The 24285-nt window shown below is 73.1% G+C and carries 20 protein-coding genes; 13 read left to right on the top strand and 7 right to left on the bottom strand.

Going from position 1 to position 24285, the window contains the following annotated elements; all coding sequences use genetic code 11:
- Positions 1–56 precede the first annotated feature (56 nt).
- The 4 genes from uvrA (at position 57) to BM223_RS14090 (ending at position 4966) form a co-directional block, all read left to right on the top strand.
- Entirely contained in the window at positions 57–3062 is a 3006-nt protein-coding gene (gene uvrA / locus BM223_RS14105; protein WP_038679102.1) for an excinuclease ABC subunit UvrA, read from the top strand.
- A gap of 50 nt (positions 3063–3112) precedes the next feature.
- Positions 3113–3994: a hypothetical protein gene (locus BM223_RS14100; protein ID WP_141267293.1), complete on the top strand. Its 882-nt coding sequence runs from the start codon at positions 3113–3115 to the stop codon at positions 3992–3994.
- Positions 3995–4065: 71 nt separating this feature from the next.
- Positions 4066–4560 (top strand): Rieske (2Fe-2S) protein, encoded by a 495-nt coding sequence (locus tag BM223_RS14095; protein WP_038679098.1) that lies wholly within the window; start codon positions 4066–4068, stop codon positions 4558–4560.
- The gene (locus BM223_RS14090) at positions 4553–4966 is read left to right on the top strand and encodes a Rieske (2Fe-2S) protein (RefSeq protein WP_075018624.1); all 414 of its coding nucleotides are present in this window, start codon (positions 4553–4555) and stop codon (positions 4964–4966) included. The genes BM223_RS14095 and BM223_RS14090 overlap by 8 nt, the downstream gene beginning before the upstream one ends.
- Here BM223_RS14090 and BM223_RS14085 read toward each other — a convergent pair.
- Together BM223_RS14085 and BM223_RS14080 are read right to left on the bottom strand one after the other, a co-directional pair.
- Entirely contained in the window at positions 4932–5714 is a 783-nt protein-coding gene (locus BM223_RS14085; RefSeq protein ID WP_052138676.1) for an alpha/beta hydrolase family protein, read from the bottom strand. The genes BM223_RS14090 and BM223_RS14085 overlap by 35 nt on opposite strands.
- Complete coding sequence (locus tag BM223_RS14080; RefSeq protein WP_038679096.1) at positions 5711–7021, bottom strand: tetratricopeptide repeat protein; 1311 nt, start codon at positions 7019–7021, stop codon at positions 5711–5713. Before BM223_RS14080 ends, BM223_RS14085 begins: the two co-directional genes overlap by 4 nt.
- A 37-nt stretch (positions 7022–7058) precedes the next feature.
- Here BM223_RS14080 and uvrC point away from each other — a divergent pair, with 37 nt between their 5' ends.
- The 9 genes from uvrC (at position 7059) to BM223_RS14035 (ending at position 15845) form a co-directional block, all read left to right on the top strand.
- Positions 7059–9065, top strand: a complete 2007-nt coding sequence (uvrC, locus tag BM223_RS14075) for an excinuclease ABC subunit UvrC (RefSeq protein ID WP_052138672.1) — start codon at positions 7059–7061, stop codon at positions 9063–9065.
- 4 nt (positions 9066–9069) lie between these two features.
- Positions 9070–9939, top strand: coding sequence for an RNase adapter RapZ (gene rapZ, locus BM223_RS14070; RefSeq protein WP_038679093.1), 870 nt, complete (start codon positions 9070–9072; stop codon positions 9937–9939).
- A gap of 8 nt (positions 9940–9947) precedes the next feature.
- Positions 9948–10949: a gluconeogenesis factor YvcK family protein gene (locus tag BM223_RS14065; RefSeq protein ID WP_082003969.1), complete on the top strand. Its 1002-nt coding sequence runs from the start codon at positions 9948–9950 to the stop codon at positions 10947–10949.
- 96 nt (positions 10950–11045) lie between these two features.
- The gene (gene whiA, locus BM223_RS14060; protein WP_038679091.1) at positions 11046–12032 is read left to right on the top strand and encodes a DNA-binding protein WhiA; all 987 of its coding nucleotides are present in this window, start codon (positions 11046–11048) and stop codon (positions 12030–12032) included.
- Positions 12033–12132: 100 nt separating this feature from the next.
- Positions 12133–13125 (top strand): type I glyceraldehyde-3-phosphate dehydrogenase, encoded by a 993-nt coding sequence (gap, locus tag BM223_RS14055; RefSeq protein WP_038679089.1) that lies wholly within the window; start codon positions 12133–12135, stop codon positions 13123–13125.
- A 26-nt stretch (positions 13126–13151) separates the two neighbouring features.
- Positions 13152–14357: a phosphoglycerate kinase gene (locus tag BM223_RS14050; RefSeq protein ID WP_371861502.1), complete on the top strand. Its 1206-nt coding sequence runs from the start codon at positions 13152–13154 to the stop codon at positions 14355–14357.
- Positions 14358–15158 carry a triose-phosphate isomerase gene (gene tpiA / locus BM223_RS14045; protein WP_038679087.1) on the top strand — a complete coding sequence of 267 codons (801 nt, stop codon included), beginning with the start codon at positions 14358–14360 and terminating at the stop codon, positions 15156–15158.
- 27 nt (positions 15159–15185) lie between these two features.
- A complete protein-coding gene (secG, locus tag BM223_RS14040; protein ID WP_052138671.1) occupies positions 15186–15422 on the top strand; it encodes a preprotein translocase subunit SecG in 237 nt (78 codons plus the stop codon).
- 60 nt (positions 15423–15482) lie between these two features.
- Positions 15483–15845: an RNA polymerase-binding protein RbpA gene (locus tag BM223_RS14035; RefSeq protein ID WP_038679084.1), complete on the top strand. Its 363-nt coding sequence runs from the start codon at positions 15483–15485 to the stop codon at positions 15843–15845.
- A 317-nt stretch (positions 15846–16162) separates the two neighbouring features.
- On the opposite strand, the gene BM223_RS14030 is transcribed toward BM223_RS14035, so the two are convergent.
- The 5 genes from BM223_RS14030 to tkt all read right to left on the bottom strand — a co-directional run bounded on the left by BM223_RS14030 (position 16163) and on the right by tkt (position 24281).
- A complete protein-coding gene (locus BM223_RS14030) occupies positions 16163–18427 on the bottom strand; it encodes a class F sortase (protein ID WP_052138668.1) in 2265 nt (754 codons plus the stop codon).
- A gap of 170 nt (positions 18428–18597) precedes the next feature.
- Positions 18598–19341 (bottom strand): 6-phosphogluconolactonase, encoded by a 744-nt coding sequence (gene pgl, locus BM223_RS14025; RefSeq protein ID WP_038679082.1) that lies wholly within the window; start codon positions 19339–19341, stop codon positions 18598–18600.
- A complete protein-coding gene (pgi, locus tag BM223_RS14020) occupies positions 19338–21014 on the bottom strand; it encodes a glucose-6-phosphate isomerase (protein WP_038679081.1) in 1677 nt (558 codons plus the stop codon). Before pgi ends, pgl begins: the two co-directional genes overlap by 4 nt.
- Before the next feature lie 4 nt (positions 21015–21018).
- Complete coding sequence (tal, locus tag BM223_RS14015; protein ID WP_038679079.1) at positions 21019–22125, bottom strand: transaldolase; 1107 nt, start codon at positions 22123–22125, stop codon at positions 21019–21021.
- A 44-nt stretch (positions 22126–22169) separates the two neighbouring features.
- Entirely contained in the window at positions 22170–24281 is a 2112-nt protein-coding gene (gene tkt, locus BM223_RS14010; RefSeq protein ID WP_038679077.1) for a transketolase, read from the bottom strand.
- Between the last annotated feature and the right edge of the window lie 4 nt (positions 24282–24285).

The raw sequence follows: 24285 nt of genomic DNA, 5'->3' as shown, positions 1-24285 counted from the left end.
CGAACACTTGTTCGAAGACTCCCACTCCAACCAGCGACCACGCAAGAGGACCGGTAGTGACCGATCAGCTGATCATCCGCGGCGCCCGTGAGCACAACCTCAAGGACGTCTCGATCGACCTCCCGCGCGACTCGCTCATCGTCTTCACGGGCCTGTCCGGGTCGGGCAAGTCGAGCCTGGCGTTCGACACGATCTTCGCCGAGGGCCAGCGCCGCTACGTCGAGTCGCTCTCGGCGTACGCCCGGCAGTTCCTCGGCCAGATGGACAAGCCCGACGTCGACTTCATCGAGGGGCTCTCGCCGGCGGTCTCGATCGACCAGAAGTCGACCTCCAAGAACCCGCGCTCGACGGTCGGCACCATCACCGAGGTCTACGACTACCTGCGGCTGCTCTACGCGCGGGCCGGCCGGGCGCACTGCCCCACCTGCGGCGCCCCCATCGAGCAGCAGACGCCGCAGCAGATCGTCGACCGGATGCTCGAGCTCGACGAGGGCACCCGCTTCCAGGTCCTGGCCCCGGTCGTGCGCGGCCGCAAGGGCGAGTACGTCGAGCTGTTCAAGCAGCTCCAGACGCAGGGCTTCTCCCGGGCCCGGGTCGACGGCGAGACGCACAACCTCGACAGCCCGCCCACGCTCGACAAGAAGCTCAAGCACACCATCGAGGTCGTCGTCGACCGGCTCGCCGTCAAGGCCTCCGCCAAGCGCCGGCTGACCGACTCGGTCGAGACCGCGCTCGGCCTGGCCGGGGGACTGGTCGTCTTCGACCTGGTCGACGCCGGCCAGGAGCTGAAGTTCTCCGAGAAGATGGCGTGCCCCAACGACCACCCCATCGAGACCGACGACCTCGAGCCGCGCTCGTTCTCGTTCAACTCGCCGTTCGGCGCCTGCCCGTCGTGCTCGGGCCTGGGCACCCGCATGGAGGTCGACCCCGAGCTCGTCGTCCCCGACCCGACGGCCACGCTGGCCGAGGGCGCGCTCCAGCCGTGGAGCCACGCCCACGTCGCCGACTACTTCGGCCGGCTCCTCGTCGCGCTCGGCGACGAGCTCGGCTTCGACGTCGACACGCCCTGGGAGCAGCTGACCACCCGTGCCCAGCGCGCCATCCTCGACGGCCACGCCACCAAGGTGCACGTCGTCACCCGCAACCGCTACGGCCGCGAGCGCTCCTACTACGCCGACTTCGAGGGCGTGCGCAAGTACGTCGAGCGGCGCCACCGCGAGGCCGAGAGCGACACGAGCCGCGAGCGGTTCGAGGGCTTCATGCGCGAGGTCCCGTGCCCGGTCTGCTCCGGCAGCCGGCTCAAGCCGGTCTCCATGGCGGTCACCCTGGGCGCCAAGGACAAGGGCGGCAAGAACATCGCCGAGGTCTGCGCGCTGCCGATCAACGAGACTGCGGCCTACCTGGCCGACCTCGACCTGTCCGCGCGCGAGCGCCAGATCGGCGAGCGGGTGCTCAAGGAGATCCAGGAGCGGCTCAACTTCCTGCTCGACGTCGGCCTCGACTACCTCTCCCTCGACCGGCCCTCGGGCTCCCTGTCCGGCGGCGAGGCCCAGCGGATCCGGCTGGCCACCCAGATCGGCGCCGGCCTGGTCGGCGTCCTCTACGTTCTCGACGAGCCGTCCATCGGCCTGCACCAGCGCGACAACCAGAAGCTGATCGAGACCCTGGTCCGGCTCAAGGACCTCGGCAACACGCTGATCGTCGTCGAGCACGACGAGGACACCATCCGGGTCGCCGACTGGATCGTCGACATCGGCCCCGGCGCCGGCGAGCACGGCGGCCAGGTGGTCCACTCCGGCACCGTCAAGGAGCTCCTCGAGCACCCGGACTCGATGACCGGGCAGTACCTCTCGGGCCGCCGCGAGATCCCGGTGCCCGCCATCCGCCGTCCCCGCACGGTCGGGCGCGAGCTCAAGGTGCTGGGCGCGCGCGAGCACAACCTCAAGAACGTCGACGTCGCCTTCCCGCTCGGCGTGTTCACCGCGGTCACCGGCGTCTCGGGCTCGGGCAAGTCCACGCTGGTCAACGACATCCTCTACACGTCGCTGGCCAAGCAGATCTACAACGCCCGCACGATCCCGGGCCGGCACCAGAAGATCACGGGCCTCGAGCACGTCGACAAGGTGATCCACGTCGACCAGTCGCCGATCGGCCGCACCCCGCGCTCCAACCCGGCGACCTACACGGGCGTCTTCGACCACGTCCGCAAGCTGTTCGCGCAGACGCCCGAGGCCAAGATGCGCGGCTACCAGCAGGGCCGGTTCTCGTTCAACGTCAAGGGCGGGCGCTGCGAGGCGTGCGCCGGCGACGGCACGATCAAGATCGAGATGAACTTCCTGCCCGACGTCTACGTCCCGTGCGAGGTGTGCCACGGCGCCCGCTACAACCGCGAGACGCTCGAGGTCCACTACAAGGGCAAGACCATCGCCGAGGTCCTCGACATGCCGATCGAGGAGGCGCAGGACTTCTTCGCCGCCGTCCCCGCGATCGCCCGGCACATGACGACGCTCACCGAGGTCGGCCTCGGCTACGTCCGGCTCGGCCAGCCGGCCACGACGCTCTCCGGTGGCGAGGCGCAGCGCGTCAAGCTGGCCGCCGAGCTCCAGAAGCGCTCGACCGGCCGCACGGTCTACGTCCTCGACGAGCCGACCACCGGCCTCCACTTCGAGGACATCCGCAAGCTGCTCGGCGTCCTCTCGGGTCTGGTCGACAAGGGCAACACGGTCCTGGTGATCGAGCACAACCTCGACGTCATCAAGACCGCCGACTGGATCATCGACATGGGCCCCGAGGGCGGCTCCCGCGGCGGCACGGTCGTCGCCGAGGGCACCCCCGAGGAGATCGCCGCGGTCGCCGAGAGCCACACCGGCCACTTCCTGCGCCCCCTGCTCGACGGTCGCGGCGCGGCCCAGCCGGGCGCGCCGAAGCGGGCGCCCAAGGCCGCCGTCGACGCCAAGAAGACGCCGGCCGCCAAGAAGGCCGCGGCCAAGAAGACCGCCGCGCGCAAGGTGGCGGCGGTCAAGAAGTCGACGACGGGCACGGCGCGCAAGCGGAAGGCCTGAAACCCCCGAACCGCCCGAGGCAGGCGCAGGCGGTCCACTAGGGTTCGTGCGTGACTCGACGTACCCGCGGCCGCTCGGTGCCGGCTCTGCTGCTCGGCCTGCTGCTCGCCTCGTCGCTCCTCGCGGGGGTCGCCGAGGCGGCCGGCGCCTCCGCCGCCACCACCAGCGCCGCGGCCCCGCAGCTCCGCTGCGAGATCGACGCCTACGGCCACACCCGGGACGGACGGATCCACCTCCGCAAGATCACCGGGAACCGGGTGACGGTCGCGAAGGCGACGGCGCGGCCGGTCTCCTGGCGCCCGGTCGCCTGGGGCCTGGTGATGCTCAACAGCTGGCCCGGCCACGAGGAGACGCACCAGGTCGTCGCGGCCACCGACGGCAAGGTCCGGCTCGTCCGGACCGAGTGGAACACCCGCGGCAGCCTGAGGACCACGGTGCTCAAGGTGCTCGGCTCCGGCTACCCGAGCCGGCTGATCGCCTTCAACGACCGGTCGCTGTACTGGGTGGCCACCGACGGACTGCTGCACCGGGCCACCTGGAACGGACGCCGCCTGGTGCGGCCGCGGGCGCTCCCGGTCCCGATCCGCCAGGCCACCACCCTGACCGCGGCGACGACCGAGCGCGGCGGCAGCCGCGTGTACTACACCGACCGGGCCGGTGCGCTCCACGTCGTGCGGGACGAGGGCGCGCAGTCGACCGACACCGTGCTGCGGACCTCGGGCTACGCAGCGGTGACCGCGCTGCGCTCCGGCACCTGCATCGACGACCGCTACACGGGCGCGCCGGTCCCGGGCGTGCTGCTGGTGGTCGATCGCACCACCGGGGTCGCCCGGGTCCAGCGGGTGCTGCGCCCCGACGACGCGAGCGGCGGGACGCTCGCGGCGCCGGTCCGGGTCCGCCCGGGCGGCTGGACCTGGCGCCGGCTCGGCTGACCCGGACGCAGGCCGCGACACGACGCCGAACCCACAGCCGGTTCTCAGCCACGGCCCGTAGCCTGACCCCCATGACTTCCTCCCTGAGCAGGAGACGTGCCCTGAGCGGAGCGGCCACGCTGGGGGTGGGCGTCCCGCTCCTCGCCGCGTGCGGCAGCGGTGACGACGGCGCGGCCAAGGATCCCGCGACCGACCCGGCCACCGACGCGCCGAGCACGCCGTCCTCGCCGACGGCGACCGAGACCGCGTCCGGGACGCCGAGCAGCGGGGGCGGTGGCGCCGGCGGTCTCGTCGCGACGGCCGATGTCCCGGTGGGCGGCGGCGTCATCATCAAGGACGCCGAGCTCGTCGTCACCCAGCCGTCGGCGGGGCAGTTCAAGGCGTTCAGCGCGATCTGCACCCACCAGGGCTGCCTGGTCGGCAGCGTCTCCGACGGGCAGATCCACTGCCCGTGCCACGGCAGCTCGTTCTCGGTCTCCGACGGCGCCAGCCAGGGAGGGCCGGCGCAGACGCCGCTGCCCGAGGTCGCGGTCACGGTGAGCGGCGACGAGGTCACGCGTGCCTGAGGTCCGCGTCCCCCGCCGCATCGTGTTCTCCGGTCTCGGTGCGCTCGGTGTGGCCGTCGCGCTCGCCGGGTGCGCCGGTGGCGACGACGGCGGCAGCGGCAAGCCCAAGGTCGCGGCCGGCGACGAGCTGACCACGACCGACCAGGTGCCGGTGGGCGGCGGGATCGTGCTCACCGATGCCAAGGTGGTCGTCACCCAGCCGAGCGCCGGGAAGTTCGAGGCATTCACCGCCGTGTGCACGCACCAGGGGCTCACGGTGACCTCCGTTGCCGACGGGCGGATCCAGTGCGCCCACCACGGGTCGTCGTACTCGATCTCGACCGGTGAGGTCGAGGGCGGTCCGGCGCCGTCCGCGCTGGCGTCGGTCGCGATCAAGCAGGACGGGCAGCGGATCCTCGCGGCCTGAGCGCCGCGACGAGGGCCCGGCCCGCGGGGGCGCCGAGGTCGTAGGCGTCGAAGTGGTGCGCGTTCGCGAGCACCTCGACGCGGACGCCCGGCGCGCCGGTGAGCGCGGCCGACTGACGCAGCGGGACGGTCTCGTCGAGGTCGCCGTGCAGCACCGTCACGCCGCCCCCGGGTCGGTCGGCGGCGCCGGCGAGCAGGCGCGGCAGCGGGTCCGCGGCGGCGTACCTCTCGGGCACGTCTGAAGGCGTGCCGCCCATCCACTCGACGACGGCGCCGTCGCCGAGGCGCTCCTCGGCCGCCCGGCGCAGGTCGGCCACCGGGGCGAGCGCGACGACGGGGACGGGCGGCAGGTCGGCGGCGCACGCGCGCCACAGGACGAGCGTCCCGCCGGCCGAGTGCCCGACCCATGCCGTCACCGGCGCGGTCGCGCGGACCAGGGCGTCCAGGGCGCGCAGGTCGGCCAGGGTGGCTGCGGGGTCACCGGGGATCCGGCGGTACTCCGCCAGCCACACCTGCTGCCCGGTCGTGGCGGCGAGGTCGGCGGCCAGCCTGCGGGCGTGGCCGCGGTCGATCGAGGGCCGGAAGTAGCCGCCGTGCACGAGGACGATCACCGGGGTCCCGGCCCCGGCGCCGGTCCCGTAGGTCTCGGCGACCTGGTCGGCGTCGGTGCCGTAGCGCACGAGCGGCGCGGGGGAGTGCGCGGCGGAGGCGGCGTCGATGCGCTCCCAGGCGGCGTCCTCTGCGGTCACGGCACCAGCATGCCGGTCGGCGCCGTCGCCGTCTCCTTCCAGCGCAGGTCGCGCAGCGCGGGACGACGGTCGAGCCGGGCGTCGAGCACGGTGCGGGCGTCGTCGTACCGGCCGGCGCGCAGGAGGGCCGCGATCCGGGCCTCCTCGACGATCTCGCGCTGCGCGTCGGAGCCGCCCAGGCGCCATACCTGGGGGCTCAGCGCGGCGAGCCGGTCGGCCGCCTGCGAGCAGCGTCCCGCGGCGAGCAGGTCGAGGGCCCGGGCCAGGGGAGCGACGACCTCGCGGTGGGTCGGGCTCGCGTGCCCGGCGCTCCACTCGGCAAGGCGGCGCAGCCCGGGCCGGTCGTCGGTCGCCAGCAGGACGACGGCGGCGTGCAGCGCCAGGAAGGCCGTCGCGGGCTGCTCGAGGACGGTGCGGCCGGTGACCGCCGCGACCTCGTCGAGCGCCGGGACGTCGTGGGCGTCCGGGGTGATCGCCCAGCGGAACAGCAGGGCGCCGGTGTCGACGAGCGCCCGGCAGCCGACCGCGTGCTGGGGACGCAGCTGGTTCTCGTAGCGGGTCCGGACGGCGCCGAGGTCGCCGATCGAGAGCTCGTGGAGCGCGGCGTGCCAGGAGAAGTGGGTGAGGCTGTCGGTGGCGGCGCCGTCGCCGAGGATCCAGGCGTCCATCCAGGCGAGGCCGGCGGCGTGGTCGCCGGTCTCGTAGTGCGCGTGCGCGCGGGCGTGCGCCGCGTGCCCGCCGCCCGGGTCGCTCGCCAGCGAGCGGCAGGAGAGGTCCATCGCCTCGTCGAAGCGGCGCTGCTCCTGGCGCACGAACGCGAGGATGCCGGCGATCCACGGGTCGTCGCCGTAGGCCGGCGCGGCGCCCTCGACGATCCGCCAGGCCTGCTCGGGGACGTCGGTCACGCCCGCGAACGCGATGGTCGGCATCGCGACCGAGAGCAGCAGGGCGTCGCGCGGGTAGGTCGCCAGGTGGGCGACCAGGGGCGCGGGATCGCCCTGCAGGTGCCGGTCGATGGCGTGGACGTGGCTGCGCTCGCGCTCGGTCGCGCGCCCCGCGTGCAGCCGAGCGTCGGCGAGCCGCGCTGCGACGTCCACCTCGACGCACATCTCGTGGCCGAGCAGCGCCAGCGCCGCATGGCCGAGCGCGAAGGTCGGGTCGAGCGCGATGGCGGTGGCGATCCGGCTGGCCGCGCCCGAGCGGAGCCGCAGCAGGTCGCGCACACCGTCGACGTAGGCGTCGGCAGCGAGCGAGCCGGTGGTGAGGTCGTATCCGTAGGCGTCGCGACATCGGGTGCGTGCTGGCATAAGTCAAGTAAACCACCAGACAAAGTCTTTTAAAGACATGTCGGTGCATCTCCGTAGGGTTGACCGCGTGTCACCAGCGCTGAGTTACCGGCCCGCGCCCGGCTCGATTCCGACGCAGCCGGGGGTCTACCGGTTCCGCGACCGCTCCCAGCGGGTGATCTACGTCGGCAAGGCGAAGAACCTGCGCGCCCGCCTGTCGTCGTACTTCCAGGACATCGGCAACCTGCACCCGCGCACCGCCACCATGGTGACCACCGCGACGTCGGTCGAGTGGACGGTCGTCGGCACCGAGGTCGAGGCGCTGCAGCTCGAGTACTCCTGGATCAAGGAGTACGACCCGCGCTTCAACGTGAAGTACCGCGACGACAAGTCCTACCCGTGGCTCGCGGTGACCGTCTCCGAGGAGTTCCCGCGGGTCATGGTCGGGCGTGGCGCCAAGCGCAAGGGCACCCGCTACTTCGGCCCCTACGGCCATGCCTGGGCGATCCGCGAGACCGTCGACATCCTGCTGCGCGTCTTCCCGATGCGCTCGTGCACCAACGGCGTCTTCAAGCGCTCGAGCCAGATCGGGCGGCCCTGCCTGCTCGGCTACATCGACAAGTGCTCGGCGCCCTGCGTCGGCAACATCTCGCCCGAGGACCACCGCGCGATCGTCGACGACTTCTGCGAGTTCATGGCCGGCCGCACCCGGCCGTTCACCAAGCGCATCGAGCAGGAGATGTACGCCGCCTCCGACGCCCTCGACTTCGAGAAGGCGGCACGCCTGCGCGACGACCTCGGCGCGATGCAGAAGGCGCTCGAGAAGCAGGCCGTCGTCCTCGGCGACGGCTCCGACGCCGACGTCATCGCGCTCGCCGAGGACCCGCTCGAGGTCGCGGTCCAGGTGTTCTACGTGCGCGGCGGCCGGATCCGCGGGCAGCGCGGCTGGGTGGCCGACCGCACCGACGAGGGCGACACGTCGTCCCTGGTCGAGGACTTCCTCCTGCAGCTCTACGCCGGCGTCGCGCCCGAGGACGCCCGGGACGCCGTGCCGCGCGAGATCCTGGTGCCCGAGCTGCCGCCCGAGCACGCGACCTTCGAGCGGCTGCTCTCCGACCTGCGCGGGGCGAAGGTCGAGATCCGGGTGCCCCAGCGCGGCGACAAGAAGTCGCTCCAGGAGACGGTCGCCCGCAACGCCGTCGAGTCGCTCGCGCTCCACAAGACCAAGCGCGCCAGCGACCTCACCACGCGCAACCGGGCGCTCGCCGAGATCGCCGAGGCGCTCGACCTCGACGAGGCGCCGCTGCGGATCGAGTGCTACGACGTCTCCCACATCCAGGGCACCGAGATCGTCGCGTCGATGGTGGTCTTCGAGGACGGGCTCGCGCGCAAGGGCGAGTACCGCCGCTTCGTGATCAAGGACCAGGAGGGCTCCGACGACGTCAAGGCCATGCACGAGGTGATCACCCGGCGCTTCCGGCGGCTCCTCGACGAGCAGGCGCGCTCCGAGCTGCGTCCCGGTGACCCGGCCGCCGGCACCGGGCCGATGCTGGTCGACCCCGACACCGGGCGGCCCCGCAAGTTCGCCTACGCGCCCGGCCTCGTCGTGGTCGACGGCGGTGCTCCGCAGGTCGCGGCCGCGCAGCGGGCGCTCGACGAGCTCGGCATCGACGACATCCCGATCTGCGGGCTGGCCAAGCGGCTCGAGGAGGTCTGGGTGCCCCGCGAGGAGGACCCGGTGATCCTGCCGCGCACCTCCGAGGGGCTCTACCTGCTCCAGCGGGTGCGCGACGAGGCCCACCGGTTCGCCATCACCCACCACCGCAACCGGCGCTCGAAGTCGATGGTCGAGAGCATGCTCGACGGCGTCCCGGGCCTCGGCGAGGTGCGCCGCAAGACGCTGCTGCGCCACTTCGGCTCGCTGCGCAAGCTGCGGCTCGCCACGCTCGACGAGATCGCCGCCGTCCCGGGGGTCGGACCGCGCACCGCGGCCGCCATCAAGGAGGCGATCGCGGCCGACGACGCGACGCGATCCCCGTCCTCGACGGGTCCTGCACCACAATGACCCCATGAGCGAGAGCACCCCCGGCCAGCTCGTGGTCGTCACCGGCATGACCGGCGCCGGCCGCAGCACGGCCGCCAAGGAGCTGGAGGACCTCGGCTTCTACGTCGTCGATAACCTGCCGCCGAGCCTGCTGCCGGACGTCGTCCGGCTGGTCGACGAGAGCCACGGCCCCGCGCAGCCGGTCGCCGTCGTGGTCGACGTCCGGTCCGGCTCGTTCTTCCAGGGGCTGCGCAGCGCGCTCGCCCACGGCGTCGCCGGACGCGAGACCACTCTGGTCTTCCTCGACGCGATCGACGAGGTGCTCGTCCGCCGCCAGGAGGCCGCCCGTCGTCCGCACCCGCTCCAGGAGGGCGGCCGGCTGCTCGACGGCCTGCACCGGGAGCGCGTCGTCCTCGCCGACCTGCGCTCCGAGGCCGACCTCGTCATCGACACGTCGAACCTCAACGTGCACCAGCTCACCGACCGGATCGCTGACGCCTTCGGCACCCTGCAGACCACCCGGCTGCGGGTCTCGGTGATCAGCTTCGGCTTCAAGTACGGCATCCCGGTCGACGCCGACTACGTCGCCGACATGCGCTTCCTGCCCAACCCGCACTGGGTGCCCGAGCTGCGCCCGCGCACCGGCCAGGACCCGGAGGTCGCGGCGTACGTGCGCGGACGCCCGGGCGCCGAGGAGTTCCTCGACGCCTACGTGCCCCTGCTCGCCGGGGTCGCCGAGGGCTACATCCGCGAGGGCAAGCGCTTCATGCGCGTCGCCATCGGCTGCACCGGCGGCAAGCACCGCAGCGTGGCCATGAGCGAGGAGATCGCGCGCCGGTTCGGCGAGCGCGGCTACGTCGCCCGGGCGATCCACCGCGACCTGGGCCGGGAGTGATCGACCGGATGAGCTCGGACTTCCTCGGGAGCGACCAGCGTGCCCAGGCGGTGGTCGCGCTCGGCGGCGGGCACGGCCTCCACGCGTCGCTGAGCGCCCTGCGTCACCTCGTGGACGACCTCACCGTCGACGAGCTCACCGCCGTCGTCACCGTCGCGGACAACGGCGGCTCCTCGGGCCGCCTGCGCGGCGAGTTCGGCGTCCTCCCGCCGGGCGACCTGCGGATGGCGCTCGCCGCCCTCTGCGGGGACGACGAGTGGGGCGACACCTGGGCCCGCGTGCTCCAGCACCGCTTCGCCGGCGACGGCGAGATGCGCGGGCACGTCGTCGGCAACCTCCTCATCGTCGGCCTCTGGGAGCTCCTCGGCGACCACGTCGACGCCCTTGACTGGGTCGGCCGGCTGCTCGGCGCCAAGGGGCGCGTGCTCCCCATGGCCACCGAGCCCATGGACATCACGGCCGACGTCCGCGGTCTCGACCCGGCCGACCCCGACGCCCTCACCTCCGTGCGCGGGCAGGTCGAGGTCGCCACCACCGACGGCGTCATCGCCGCGATCGCGCTCGAGCCGCCCGACCCGGAGGTCAGCCCCGCCGTCGTCGACGCCCTCGCCGCCGCGGACTGGGCCGTCCTCGGCCCCGGCTCCTGGTTCACCAGCGTCCTCCCGCACCTCCTCGTCCCGCGGCTGCGCTCCGCGCTCGTCGCCACCGAGGCCCGGCTCATCGTCGTGCTCAACCTCGAGGAGCAGGCCGGCGAGACCCCCGGCTTCGGGCCGGCGGACCACCTCGCCGTCCTCTCCGAGCACGCCCCGGACCTCGCCATCCACACCGTCCTCGCCGACCGCCGCTCCCTGGCCGACGTCGACCCCGCCGAGCTCGCCGAGCTCGAGGAGACCGTCGCCGCCCTCGGCGCCCGCCTCGTCGTCGACGACGTCGCCGCCGACGACGGAGCACCCCGGCACGACCCCGTCCGGCTGGCCGCCGCCTACGCCCGGATCTTCGCGGCGGGCTGAGTCCCGGCGCCGGTGTGTGGCGCGGATCGCTCGCCCGCGGGCCGTCGTACCGCCTGGACGGCGAGGGTGGTTGACCCGCGTGGAAAGATCGGCCCCATGGCGATGACGGCACAGGTCAAGGCGGAGCTGGCCAGCACCCCGGTCACGAAGGTCTGCTGCCGCAAGGCCGAGGTGGCCTCGATGCTGCGCTTCGCCGGCGGGCTGCACATCGTGGGCGGCCGGATCGTGGTCGAGGCCGAGCTCGACACCGGCGCCGCGGCCCGCCGCCTCCGCAAGGACATCTCCGAGATCTACGGCCAGGGCTCCGAGGTCGTCATGGTGCAGGGCAACGGCCTGCGCAAGGGCAGCCGCTACATCGTCCGTGTCGTCAAGGACGGCGAGGCGCTCGCCCGCCAGACCGGGCTCCTCGACCAGCGCGGCCGCCCGGTCCGCGGGCTCCCGCCCGCCGTCGTGTCGGGTGGTGCGTGCGACGCGGTCGCCGCCTGGCGGGGTGCCTTTCTCGCGCACGGCTCGCTCACCGAGCCGGGCCGCTCGTCGTCGCTCGAGGTGACGTGCCCGGGCTCCGAGGCCGCGCTCGCCCTCGTGGGTGTCTCGCGCCGCCTCGGGATCCAGGCCAAGGCCCGCGAGGTCCGCGGCATCGACCGCGTCGTCATCCGCGACGGTGACGCCATCGGCCAGCTGCTCGCCCGCCTCGGTGCCCACGAGACCCTGATGGCCTGGGAGGAGCGGCGGATGCGCCGCGAGGTCCGGGCCACCGCCAACCGTCTCGCGAACTTCGACGACGCCAACCTGCGCCGCTCCGCGCGCGCCGCCGTCACCGCCGGCGCCCGGGTGCACCGGGCCATGGAGATCCTCGGCGACGAGGTCCCCGACCACCTGAAGATGGCCGGCGAGCTCCGCCTCGAGCACAAGCAGGCCTCGCTCGAGGAGCTCGGCCAGCTGCACGAGCCGGTCCTCACCAAGGACGCCATCGCCGGCCGGATCCGCCGTCTCCTCGCCATGGCCGACAAGCGCGCCGAGGACCTCGGCATCCCGGACACCGAGGCCTCGCTCACCCCGGAGATGCTCGCCGGCGACGCCTGAGCGCTGCGCCGGCGTCTCCGCGTCGACCCTGCCGCGGCCGTCCACCTGGGGGATAGGGTCGGGAGCACCGGCAACGTCCCGCACTCCCAGGAGGATCGCAGTGACCGTTCGTGTAGGAATCAATGGATTCGGCCGGATCGGCCGCAACTTCTTCCGCGCCGTCCGGGCCGGCGGTGCCGATATCGAGATCGTCGGTGTCAACGACCTGACCGACAACGCGACGCTGGCGCACCTGCTGAAGTACGACTCGATCCTGGGCCCGCTCGATGCCGAGGTCGAGGCGACCGATGACGCGATCGTGGTCGGCGGCACCGAGATCAAGGCGTTCGCCGAGCGCGACCCCGCCGCCCTGGGCTGGGGTGAGCTGGGTGTCGACGTGGTGGTGGAGTCGACCGGCTTCTTCACCGATGCCACCAGGGCCCGGGCTCACGTGGATGGGGGTGGTGCGAAGAAGGTGATCATCTCCGCGCCTGCCTCGAACGAGGACATCACCATCGTGATGGGCGTCAACCACGAGCTCTACGACCCGGCCGTGCACACGGTGATCTCGAACGCCTCGTGCACCACGAACTGCCTGGCGCCGATGGCGAAGGCCCTCAACGACGGTCTGGGGATCGTGTCGGGTCTGATGACCACGGTGCACGCCTACACCGCGGACCAGAACCTGCAGGACAACATCCACAAGGACCTGCGCCGTGCCCGTGCTGCGGCGTTGAACATCGTGCCGACCTCGACGGGTGCGGCCAAGGCGATCGGTCTGGTGCTGCCTGAGCTCAAGGGCAAGCTCGACGGGTACGCCCTTCGCGTTCCGACGCCGACGGGGTCGTTGACGGACCTGTCGTTCGCCGCGCCCCGTGACACCTCGGTCGAGGAGGTCAACGAGATCGTGAAGGCGGCTGCCGACGGTCGTTACCTGGTCTACTCGACGGACCCGATCGTGTCGTCGGACATCGTGACCAACCCGGCCTCGTGCATCTTCGATGCGCCGTTGACCAAGGTGATCGGCAACCAGGTCAAGGTCGCGGGCTGGTACGACAACGAGTGGGGCTACTCCAACCGGCTGGCCGACCTCATCACGCACGTCGGCGCCTGATCCGCATCGTCTAGGCTCTGACGCTTGTGACAGCAATCAACGGGCTCGACGAGTCGTTCCTCCAGGGTGTCGCGGGCAAGCGCGTGCTCGTCCGGTCGGACCTGAACGTCCCCCTCGACGGGGCGACCATCACCGACGACGGGCGGATCCGGGCCAGCGTCCCGACGATCGAGGCGCTCGCCGCGGCGGGCGCCCGCGTCGTCGTCGCGGCCCACCTCGGCCGCCCCAAGGGCGAGCCGGACCCGGCCTACTCGCTGGCTCCCGTCGCCGCGCGGCTCGGCGAGCTGCTCGGCCGGCGGGTCGCGTTCGCCACCGACACCGTCGGCACCTCCGCCCAGGAGACCGTGGCCGGCCTGGCCGACGGTGTCGTCGCGCTGCTCGAGAACGTCCGCTTCAACGCCGGCGAGACCAGCAAGGACGACGCCGAGCGCGGCGCCTTCGCCGACCAGCTCGCCGCCCTCGCCGACGTCTTCGTCTCCGACGGCTTCGGCGTCGTGCACCGCAAGCAGGCCAGCGTGTACGACGTCGCCCAGCGCCTCCCGCACGCGATGGGTGGCCTCGTCGCCGCCGAGATCGACGTGCTGCGGCGGCTCACCGTCGACCCGGCCCGGCCCTACGTCGTCGTCCTCGGCGGCTCGAAGGTCTCGGACAAGCTCGGCGTCATCGACAACCTGCTCGGCAAGGCCGACAAGCTGCTCATCGGCGGCGGCATGGTCTTCACCTTCCTCAAGGCCGACGGCCTCGAGGTCGGCCAGAGCCTGCTCGAGGAGGACCAGCTCGACACGGTCCGCGCCTACCAGGCCCGGGCGAAGGAGCTCGGCGTCGAGATCGTGCTGCCCACCGACATCGTCGTCGCCGACAGCTTCGGCGACGAGGCGTCGGCCCGCGTCGTCGCCGCCTCCGCGATCCCGGCCGGGACGCTCGGGCTCGACATCGGACCCGAGTCCGGCAAGGCCTTCGCCGCGGCCCTCGCCGACGCGCGGACCGTCTTCTGGAACGGCCCGATGGGTGTGTTCGAGCAGCCCGCCTTCGCCGACGGGACCCGCGCGGTCGCCGCGGCGCTCACCGAGGTCGACGGGCTCTCGGTCGTCGGCGGCGGCGACTCCGCGGCCGCCGTCCGGTCGCTCGGGTTCGACGAGTCCGCCTTCGGTCACATCTCGACCGGTGGCGGTGCAAGCCTCGAGTACCTCGAGGGCAAGGAACTCCCCGGCATCACGGTTCTGGAGGACTGAATGGCCAGCACGACGCGCACGCCGTTGATGGCGGGCAACTGGAAGATGAACCTCAACCACGCCGAGGCCGTGGTGCTGGTGCAGAAGCTCGCCTGGACGCTGTCGGACAAGCGCCACGACTACGGCAAGGTCGAGGTCGCGGTCATCCCGCCGTTTACCGACATCCGCTCGGTGCAGACCCTCATCGACGGCGACCGGCTCGCGATCCGGTACGGCGCGCAGGACGTCTCGGAGCACGCCAACGGCGCGTACACCGGCGAGATCTCCGCGGCCATGCTCGCCAAGCTCGGCTGCTCGTACATCGTCGTCGGCCACTCCGAGCGCCGGCAGTACCACGGCGAGACCGACGCCGTCGTCAACGCCAAGGCGAAGGCGGCGCTGGGCGAGAAGATCACGCCCATCGTGTGCGTCGGCGAGGGCCTCGACGTCCGCCAGGCCGGCGAGCACGTCGCGCACACCAACGCGCAGGTCGAGGGCTCGCTCGCCGGGCTGTCGAAGAAGCAGGTTGCCGGCCTCGTCATCGCCTACGAGCCCGTGTGGGCCATCGGCACCGGCGAGGTCGCCACCCCGGACGACGCGCAGGAGGTCTGCGCCGCCATCCGCGGCAAGGTGCGCGAGCTGTTCGGCGACGAGGCCGCGGACGCCGTACGGATCCTCTACGGGGGCTCGGTGAAGGCCGCGAACGTCGCCGGGATCATGGCCAAGACCGACGTCGACGGCGCCCTCGTGGGCGGGGCGAGCCTGGAGGCGGACGAGTTCGGGGGAATCTGCCGCTTCTACGACATGCCGGTGCTGTCCTAGTACCGGACCTGACGTAGGATTCCTCGCGTGTCGACGCTTCTGACTGTGCTGCTCGTGATCACGAGCCTGATCCTGATCCTGCTCGTGCTGCTGCACAAGGGTCGGGGCGGCGGCCTCTCGGACATGTTCGGCGGCGGCGTGTCGAGCTCGCTCGGCGGCTCCTCCGTTGCCGAGCGGAACCTCGACCGGTTCACGGTCGGGATCGGCGTGATCTGGTTCGCCTGCGTCATCGCGCTGGGCCTGCTGCTCGCGTACCAGAACTGATCTACTGCATCCGGCGCGCGGGAGAGCCGCGGCCGTCCGAGGCTTTGAGGAGATAGTCCGTTGGCTGGTGGTGGTGGAAACGCGATCCGCGGGAGCCGTGTCGGCGCGGGTCCGATGGGAGAGGCCGAGCGTGGCGAGGCGGCTCCCCGGCAGGCGGTGACGTACTTCTGCGCCAACGGTCACCGGGCCGTGATCACCTTCTCGGTCGAGGCCTCGGTCCCCGAGTCGTGGGACTGCCCCAAGTGCGGCCTGCCCGCCGGGCTCGACTCCGAGAACGCGCCCCCGGCGCCCAAGATCGAGCCGTACAAGACGCACCTCGCCTACGTGAAGGAGCGCCGCTCCGACAAGGAGGCCGAGGTCATCCTCGACGAGGCGATCCAGCTGCTGCGCTCGCGGCGGAAGTCCGGCGAGATCATCTTCTGAGCTGGTGGGCGCGAGCGCGTCTTCGCGGTGATGGAGGGCAGCAAGCTGCCCGATGGGCAGCTCTCGACGCGCTGCCGCGCTCGCGGTCGAGGTTTGCTCGGTGCGGGGTTGCTGGGCGGCAAGACGTCGGTGTCGCGTCGCGAGCGCGTCTTCGCTGACTCGGGGGGCAGCAAGCTGCCCGATGGGCAGCTCTCGACGCGCTGGCGCGCTCGCGGTCGAGGTTTGCTCGGTGCGGGGTTGCTGGGCGGCCAGACCTTGGTGTCGCGTCGCGGCGGCTGGTGTGGAGCGGTGCTGCGGCGCGCTCGCGGGTTGTGGGGTCACCACGGGACGGCCTCGACGATGAGGTTCCGGCGGTAGTGGAACCCGCCGCCGGGGGTGGTGACGCGGTCCGTGCAGGTGATGAGGACGAGGCGGCGGGCGACGTCCTGGGTGAAGACGCTCCGGGGCAGCCGGTGGCGGTCGACCGACCAGGTGCGGGTGACCCGCCACCGGTGGATGGTGCCCGCTCCGCCCGCGCCATCTGCCACCCGTACGACGTCACCTCGGCGCGCTGAGCGGAGCCGGGCGAACGCGCCGGGCCGGTCACGGTCGTCCGAGACGTGCCCGGTGAGCACGGTGGTGCCGACGAGCGCGTCCAGGGGCGCGCCGTGGGTCCACTGACCGGCGGTCCGGGCGCCGCGGGGTGCGGGGAGAACCGCGCCGCGGAAGGCGACGCCCGTCAGGGTGGCGGTGAGGCCGAGGCGGGGGAGGGCGACGGTGCTGGTCCCGCGGGCGGGGCGGGGGGATCCGGGGCGGGAGCCGCCGGTGTCGACGCGCGGATGCTGGGGAACGGCGACCGGGCGGGGGCCGACGAGCGAGGTCTCGTCGGCGATGCCCGCGGCGGTCCAGGGCACGGGTGCGCTCTGCGCCGACCCGGCGAGGGCCTCGCGGTACGTATAGCAGCCGCCGCGGGCGATCCGGGTCCGGCCGACGAGGAGCGTCGCCGTGGGCTCGCCGGTGAGCGGGACCGCGAACGTGCCGGCGGCGAGGACGGGTGCGCCGGTCCAGGTGGCGCGGGTGCAGCGGCCCTGGGCGTCGGGGGCGACCGGTCCGAGGAGCTGCCACTGGCCGGTGAGCGATCCGGTGCCGTTGCCCGAGCCGGGCGCTGGGGCGACCGCAGCGACGGCCGGGCCCGTGGGCAGGCCGGTGAGCACGACCCGGTCGACCAGCTCGACTCCTGCGGTGGCGCGCTGGTGGTTGACGAGGGTCCGCAGGCGCGGTGCGGCGGCGACGAGAGTGGTCTCCTCGGGGAGGCCGGCCGACGTCCAGGGGACGGGCAGGGTGGTGGCGGAGCCGAAGAGGCGTTCGCGGTAGGTGTAGCAGCCGGTCGCCGAGACGCGGGTGGCGCCGACGGAGAAGGTGCCGTCGTGGGGCACCGGGAACCGGCCGCCGGCGGCGACCGGTGCGCGCGACCAGTCCCGGCCACGGCAGCTCGCCGGTGCCTGGGTCGGTGACGCCGGCGATGCCGGCGCGGAGCCGGGTGCCGGGGCGACCGGGCCGAGGAGCTGCCACTCGCCGGTGAGGGGAGTGGGCAGGGGCGGTCCGCCGAGTCCGGAGACGGTGACGGCGTCGACGAGCTGCGCGCCGGGCTCGGCGCGCTGGAGGTTGACCTGGGTGCGGAGGGTCGGCGTCCGGAGCACCGGTGCCGGGGCGGTCGCCGATGCGGTCAGGGTGCGCGGGCCGGCGGCGGTGGCGACGCGCTGGGCGCGGGCGGACCCGTGGTGCAGGCGGTAGTGGTGCGCGGGCACGCCCGTGTAGCGGACCCGGAGAGCGACCGGCCCAGCCGCGGAGCCGCGCCGCCACGAGATCGGCGCCGGCGCGGAGGTGGTGGTGACGAGGGTGCGGGTGCTCCGGCCGTCGGCGAAGGTGGCCCCGCCGGTGAGGTGGAGGGTGACCCGGACACCCGGGACGGGCAGCCCGCGCGCGGAGCGGAGGCCGAGACCGGTGAGCGTCCCGGCTCCTGACCGCGCCGGATCGGCGGCGGGCCGGAGGACGGGCCTGGGCGCGCGGTAGCCGCCGCGCGGGGCGGCGCGGCGGACGGCGTCGCGCACCCACCCCCGAGCCGTACGACGCACGCGGGCGGCGCGGGCGCCGTCGGTCCGGTCGAGCTCGGCGAGGTAGGCGCGCATGGTGGCGGGCGCGGAGTTGCGGCCGCGGAGGGCGCCGACCGCCCACCAGAGGGCCGCGGCGCGGACCGGGTCGTGCCGGGCGCGGTCGAGGTGGGTGGTGAGCAGGTAGCCGACGACGGGGTCGCGGACCAGGTGGCTGGGGGTGGCCGCGGTCGGCCAGGCCCGGGTGCCGGTGTCGAGGCAGAGGCCGTGGCTGCCGCCGGGCAGGCGGGCGATGCCGAGCTCGTGGCCAGCGGAGGTGGTCAGGCCGACGAAGCCCGGGGTCCGCTCGGCGACAGGCCCGGGCGGCAACGGCGCCGACGGTGCAGGCGCCGGGGGTGCGGCCGCCGCACCACCCACCAGCGGCACCGCCGCCAGCGGGGTGAGCAGCGCGAGGACGAGGAGGAGCAGGGATCGCAGCAGGGAGGTTCGCATGCGACCGATCGTCGGCGGCGAGCGGCCGAGGCGCGATCGGGTCGGGTCGGGCCTGGGGATGACGGGCGGAGAACAGCTGCCTGTGGACGCTTCGTGGCTGACCAGGGGACCCAGGAGGCTCAGGAGACGCCTGAGGCCGCAGGCCCCGCCCTGCCCCCGCGAGGCCGGGCTCAGAGCGCGCTGGCCGCCGCGCTGTCGAGGAACCAGACCGTCTCGGTCTTGCCGGTGACGCCGCGGGCGGGCGTCTCGGCGACGGTGCCGTCGTCGGCGAGGGCGCGGCGGACGGCGTCCGCCTTGGCGTCGCCGCTGACCAGGAACCAGACGGACTGGGCGCGGTTGAGGGCCTCGAAGGTGAGGGTGACCCGGGAGGGCGGGGGCTTGGGGGAGTCCTCGACGGGGGCGGCGATCGCGTCGACGACGTCGAGACCCGGGTGGCCGGGGAAGAGCGAGGCGATGTGCCCGTCGGGGCCGACGCCGAGCATGAGCACGTCGAAGTCGCCGCCGCCCTCGGCGCGGATGGTGTCGCCGTAGGAGGTCGCCGACGCGGCGAGCGAGTCGGCCTCGTCGGAGGCCGGGGCGCTGTGGACGCGGAAGGCGCCGACCTCGTCGAGGAAGGCGGCGCGGGCCTGGGTGAGGTTGCGGTCGGGGGAGTCGGCGGGCACGTAGCGCTCGTCGCCGAACCAGAAGCTCACCGCGCCCCAGTCGACGCCGGAGGCCGGGGCCAGGCGGGCGATCTCGCGGTGCACCGCCTCGGCGATGGTGCCGCCGGTGAGCCCGACGTCGGGGACGTGGCCGGCGGCCTGGGCGTCAGCGATCCGGTTGAGGAGCTCGCCGGCGACGGCGGTCGCGAGCGCGCCCGGGTCGGGGTGGACCTCGACGAGGGGGGCCGGACGGTCGGTGATCGGCGAGGTCATCGCTGACGGTGCTCCTGGTAGTAGCGGACGAAGGCCTGGGTGGAGGTGTCCTGGGCGGCGAGGACGTCGTCGTCGCCGGACAGCGCCGGCGCGATCTGGACGGCGAGCTGCTTGCCGAGCTCGACCCCCCACTGGTCGAAGCTGTCGATGCCCCAGACCACGCCCTGGGTGAACGTGATGTGCTCGTAGAGAGCGATCAGCTGGCCGAGCACCGACGGGGTCAGCGCGGGCGCCATGATCGACGTCGTGGGCCGGTTGCCGGGGAAGACCCGGGCCGGGACGATCGCCTCGTCGGTGCCCTCGGCGCGCACCTCGTCGGCGGTCTTGCCGAACGCGAGCGCCCGGGTCTGGGCGAGGAAGTTGGCCAGCAGCAGCTCGTGGACGTCGGTCGTGCCGTCGACGAGCGGGTAGGCCGGCGTCGCGAACGCGATGAAGTCGGCCGGCACGAGACGCGTGCCCTGGTGGATGAGCTGGTAGAAGGCGTGCTGCCCGTTGGTCCCGGGCTCGCCCCAGAACACCTCGCCGGTGTCGGTGGTGACGGGAGTGCCGTCCCAGCGGACCCGCTTGCCGTTGGACTCCATCGTGAGCTGCTGGAGGTACGCCGGGAACCGGTGCAGCGACTGGGCGTAGGGGAGCACCGCATGGGTCTGGGCACCGAGGAAGTTGGTGTACCAGACGTTGAGGAGCCCCATCAGGGCCGGCACGTTGCGCTCGATCGGCTGGGTCTGGAAGTGCTCGTCGACGGTCCGGAACCCGGCGAGGAACTCCTCGAAGCGCTCCGGGCCGATCGCCACCGCCAGGGAGGTCCCGATCGCGGAGTCGACGGAGTAGCGCCCGCCGACCCAGTCCCAGAACCCGAAGGCGTTGGCCGGGTCGATGCCGAACTCGGCGACCTTGTCGAGCGCCGTCGAGACGGCGACGAAGTGCCGCGCCACGACCGCCTCGTCGCTGGGGACGGCGTCGGCGCCGGCCGCCGCGCGGATGCCGTCGACGAGCCACCGGCGCGAGAGCCGCGCGTTGGTGAGCGTCTCGAGCGTCCCGAACGTCTTGCTGGACACGATGAACAGCGTCGTCGCCGGGTCGAGGCCGGCGAGCTTCTCGGCCGCGTCGGTCGGGTCGATGTTGCTGATGAACCGGCACTCGAGGCCCTCGTGGGCGTACGGCTTGAGCGCCTCGTAGGCCATCACCGGGCCGAGGTCGGAGCCGCCGATGCCGATGTTGACGACCGTGCGGATGCGCTCGCCGGTGAAGCCGCGCCAGGTGCCCGAGCGGACGTCGTCGGCGAAGGCGTAGATCCGGCGGAGCACGGCGCGCACCTCTTCGACGACGTCGGCGCCGCCGACCTCGAGGTTGGACCCGGCCGCGCGCCGCAGCGCGGTGTGGAGCACCGCGCGGTCCTCGGTGACGTTGATGTGGTCACCGCGGAACATCGAGTCGCGGCGGTCCGGCAGGCCGACCTCGCCGCCCAGCGCCACGAGCGCGTCGAGCACCTCGCCGGTGAGCAGGTTGCGCGACAGGTCGACGCGGAGGTCGCCCGCGTCGAACGACAGGTGCTCGGTGCGCTCCGGGTCGTCGGCGAACCAGCGCCGCAGGTCGGGGGTGAAACCGTCGGCGAGCCGGGTCAGGCTCGCCCAGGCAGCGGTCGACCGGGGGTCGACGGGAGCCGCGCCCACGGCTTCAGGCTCCGGCCTGGGCCATCTGCGCCTCGACAGTGGTGACGAGCTCAGTCCAGGAGGCCTTGAACTTGTCGACACCCTCGGTCTCGAGCGTCAGGAAGACGTCGTCGAGGTCGATGCCGGCCGCGACGAGCTGGTCGAACACCGCCTGCGCGTCGGCGGCCTGGCCGCTGACCCGGTCGCCCTCGACCTCGCCGTGGTCGGCGAACGCGAGGAGCGTCTTCTCGGGCATCGTGTTGACCGTGTCGGCCACGACGAGGTCGGTGACGTAGAGGGTGTCGGGGTAGGCCGGGTTCTTCACGCCGGTGGACGCCCAGAGCGGACGCTGCGGGTGCGCCCCCGCGGCCGCGAGCGCCTGCCAGCGGTCGGAGGCGAGGACCTCCTCGAAGGCCGCGTAGGCCAGGCGGGCGTTGGCGACGGCGGCCTTGCCCCGCAGCGCGAGCGCCTCGTCGGTGCCGATCTTGTCGAGCCGCGCGTCGATCTCGGTGTCGACGCGGGACACGAAGAACGACGCCACCGACTGGATGGTGCCGAGGTCGATGCCGGCGTCCTTGGCCTGCTCGAGGCCGGCCAGGTAGGCGTCCATGACGCCGCGGTAGCGCTCGACGGAGAAGATCAGCGTGACGTTGACGCTGATCCCGGCCGCGATCGCCGCCGTGATCGCGGGCAGGCCCTCGAGGGTCGCCGGGATCTTGATCAGCACGTTCGGACGGTCGACCGCGGCCCACAGCGCCTTCGCCGAGGCGATGGTCGCGTCGGTGTCGTTGGCCAGGGTGGGCTCGACCTCGATCGAGACCCGGCCGTCGGCGGGGTGCGCAGCGGCCACCGGGGCGAGGACGTCGCACGCGTTGCGCACGTCGTCGGTGGTGAGCGCGAAGATCACCTTGTCGGCGTCCGCGCCGTCGGCGACGAGCTGGCGCACCTGTGCGTCGTAGCGCTCGCCGTCGGCGATGGCTCCGGCGAAGATCGTCGGGTTGGTGGTCACGCCGACCACGGACTTCTCGGCGACGAGCTCGGCGAGGTTGCCGGTCTCGATCCGCTCGCGGGACAGGTCGTCGAGCCAGATGGACACCCCCGCGTCAGCGAGGGCCTTCAGTCGTTCACTCATGGATCCTCCTCGTGCGGTGGATGCTGCGGGGGTGGTGCGGTCGATCAGTTGCGGGCGGCCGCCGCGATGCTCTCCTTGGCGGCCTGGACGACGGCCTCGGGCGTGAACCCGAACTCCCGGAAGAGCGTGCCGGCGTCGGCGCTGGCGCCGTAGTGGTCGATGCTGACGATGCGGCCGGCGTCGCCGACGTACTCGCGCCAGCCCTGCTTCACGCCGGCCTCGACGGAGACGCGCGCCTTGACCGTGGGCGGGATGACCTGGTCGCGGTAGGCCTGGGTCTGGGCCTCGAACCACTCGAGGCAGGGGAGCGAGACGACGCGGGCGCCGACGCCCTCGGCGGCGAGCTTCTCGCGCGCGGCGACGGCGTGCTGGACCTCGGAGCCGGTGGCCAGCAGGACGACGTCGGGCTGGCCGCCCTCGGCGTCGAGCAGCACGTAGCCGCCCTTGGCGACGTTGTCGGTCGTGGCGTAGCCGTCGGTGCCGCGCGGGAACGTGGGGACGTTCTGGCGGCTGAGGATGAGGCCCGCCGGACGGTCGCTGTTGCGCAGGACCTGGAGCCAGGCGGCCGCGGTCTCGTTGGCGTCGGCCGGGCGGATGATGTCGAGGCCGGGGATCGCGCGGAGCGCGGCGAGGTGCTCGATCGGCTGGTGGGTGGGGCCGTCCTCGCCGAGACCGATGGAGTCGTGGGTCCAGACGTACACGACCGGCGCCTTCATCAGCGCACCGACGCGGACCGCGCCGCGCATGTAGTCCGAGAACGTCAGGAAGGTGCCGCCGAAGACGCGGGTGCCGCCGTGCACGGCGATGCCGTTCATGATCGCGCCCATGCCGTGCTCGCGGATGCCGAAGTGCAGCACCCGGCCCTGGTAGGGGTCGCCCTGCCACTCCTCGACGGAGCGGTCGAGCGGCAGGAAGGACGGCGCGTCCTTGATGGTGGTGTTGTTGGAGCCGGCGAGGTCGGCCGAGCCGCCCCACAGCTCGGGCATCACGGCGGCGACGGCGTTGATCACCTTGCCGGACGCCGCGCGGGTGGCGACCCCCTTGGCGTCGGCCTCGAAGACCGGCAGGGCGTCCTCGATGCCGTCGGGGAGGCGACGGTCCTTCATGCGGTGCAGCAGCGCGGCCTGCTCGGGGTTGGCCGCGGCCCAGACGTCGTACTCCTTGGTCCAGGCGGCGGCCCACTCCTTGCCGCGCGCGATGAGCGAGCGGGTGTGGGAGAGGACGTCGGCGGGGACCTCGAAGCTCTTGTCGGGGTCGAAGCCGAGGACCGCCTTGGTCGCGGCGACCTCGTCGGCGCCGAGCGCGGAGCCGTGGGCGGCCTCGGTGTTCTGCGCGTTGGGGGCCGGCCAGGCGATGACCGTCTTGAGGACGATCAGCGACGGCTTGTCGGTGACCTCGTCGGCGGCCTTGACGGCGGCGTAGAGGGCCGGGACGTCCTCCTCGTAGTTGGCGAGGTCGGAGTGGTCGGTGCCGGTCCAGTCGACGGTCTGGACGTGCCAGCCGTAGGCCTCGTAGCGCTTCGCGACGTCCTCGTTGAACGCGATGTGGGTGTCGCCCTCGATCGAGATCCGGTTGGCGTCGTAGATGACCGTGAGGTTGCCGAGCTCCTGGGTGCCCGCGATGGACGACGCCTCGCTGCTCACGCCCTCCTCGAGGTCGCCGTCGGAGGCGAGCACGTAGACGTGGTGGTCGAACAGCGACGGACCGTCGCCGGCGCCGGGGTCGAGCAGGCCCTTCTCGCGGCGGGCGGCCATCGCCATGCCGACCGCGTTGGCGACGCCCTGGCCCAGCGGGCCGGTGGTCACCTCGACGCCGGCGGTGTGGCCGAACTCGGGGTGGCCGGGGGTCTTGCTGCCCCAGGTGCGCAGCGCCTCGAGGTCGGCGAGCTCGAGGCCGAAGCCGCCGAGGAAGAGCTGGGTGTAGAGGGTGATCGAGGAGTGTCCGCAGGAGAGGACGAAGCGGTCGCGGGCCATCCAGTCCGGGTCGGCCGGGTCGTGGCGCATGACCTTCTGGAACAGCAGGTAGGCGGCGGGCGCGAGGCTCATCGCCGTACCCGGGTGACCGTTGCCCACCTTCTGGACGGCGTCCATCGCGAGGACGCGGGCGGTGTCAACTGCCTTGCGGTCGAGGTCGGTCCACTCGAGCTCCGGGATCATGGTT

It is taken from the genome of Pimelobacter simplex (genome assembly GCF_900114845.1).
In the GTDB taxonomy this organism is placed as follows: domain Bacteria; phylum Actinomycetota; class Actinomycetes; order Propionibacteriales; family Nocardioidaceae; genus Nocardioides; species Nocardioides simplex.
The sequence above is the reverse complement of the archived record's forward strand: the minus strand, read 5'-3'. Positions and strand labels throughout refer to the sequence as shown.

What these genes read in the sequence shown, in the direction of transcription:
- BM223_RS14095 (WP_038679098.1), top strand. Translation starts at nt 4,066, where the DNA reads ATGACTTCCTCCCTGAGCAGGAGACGTGCCCTGAGCGGAGCGGCCACG.
- BM223_RS14080 (WP_038679096.1), bottom strand. Translation starts at nt 7,021, where the DNA reads ATGCCAGCACGCACCCGATGTCGCGACGCCTACGGATACGACCTCACC.
- uvrC (WP_052138672.1), top strand. Translation starts at nt 7,059, where the DNA reads ATGTCGGTGCATCTCCGTAGGGTTGACCGCGTGTCACCAGCGCTGAGT.
- rapZ (WP_038679093.1), top strand. Translation starts at nt 9,070, where the DNA reads ATGAGCGAGAGCACCCCCGGCCAGCTCGTGGTCGTCACCGGCATGACC.
- BM223_RS14065 (WP_082003969.1), top strand. Translation starts at nt 9,948, where the DNA reads ATGAGCTCGGACTTCCTCGGGAGCGACCAGCGTGCCCAGGCGGTGGTC.
- whiA (WP_038679091.1), top strand. Translation starts at nt 11,046, where the DNA reads ATGGCGATGACGGCACAGGTCAAGGCGGAGCTGGCCAGCACCCCGGTC.
- tpiA (WP_038679087.1), top strand. Translation starts at nt 14,358, where the DNA reads ATGGCCAGCACGACGCGCACGCCGTTGATGGCGGGCAACTGGAAGATG.
- BM223_RS14030 (WP_052138668.1), bottom strand. Translation starts at nt 18,427, where the DNA reads ATGCGAACCTCCCTGCTGCGATCCCTGCTCCTCCTCGTCCTCGCGCTG.
- pgl (WP_038679082.1), bottom strand. Translation starts at nt 19,341, where the DNA reads ATGACCTCGCCGATCACCGACCGTCCGGCCCCCCTCGTCGAGGTCCAC.
- tal (WP_038679079.1), bottom strand. Translation starts at nt 22,125, where the DNA reads ATGAGTGAACGACTGAAGGCCCTCGCTGACGCGGGGGTGTCCATCTGG.
- tkt (WP_038679077.1), bottom strand. Translation starts at nt 24,281, where the DNA reads ATGATCCCGGAGCTCGAGTGGACCGACCTCGACCGCAAGGCAGTTGAC.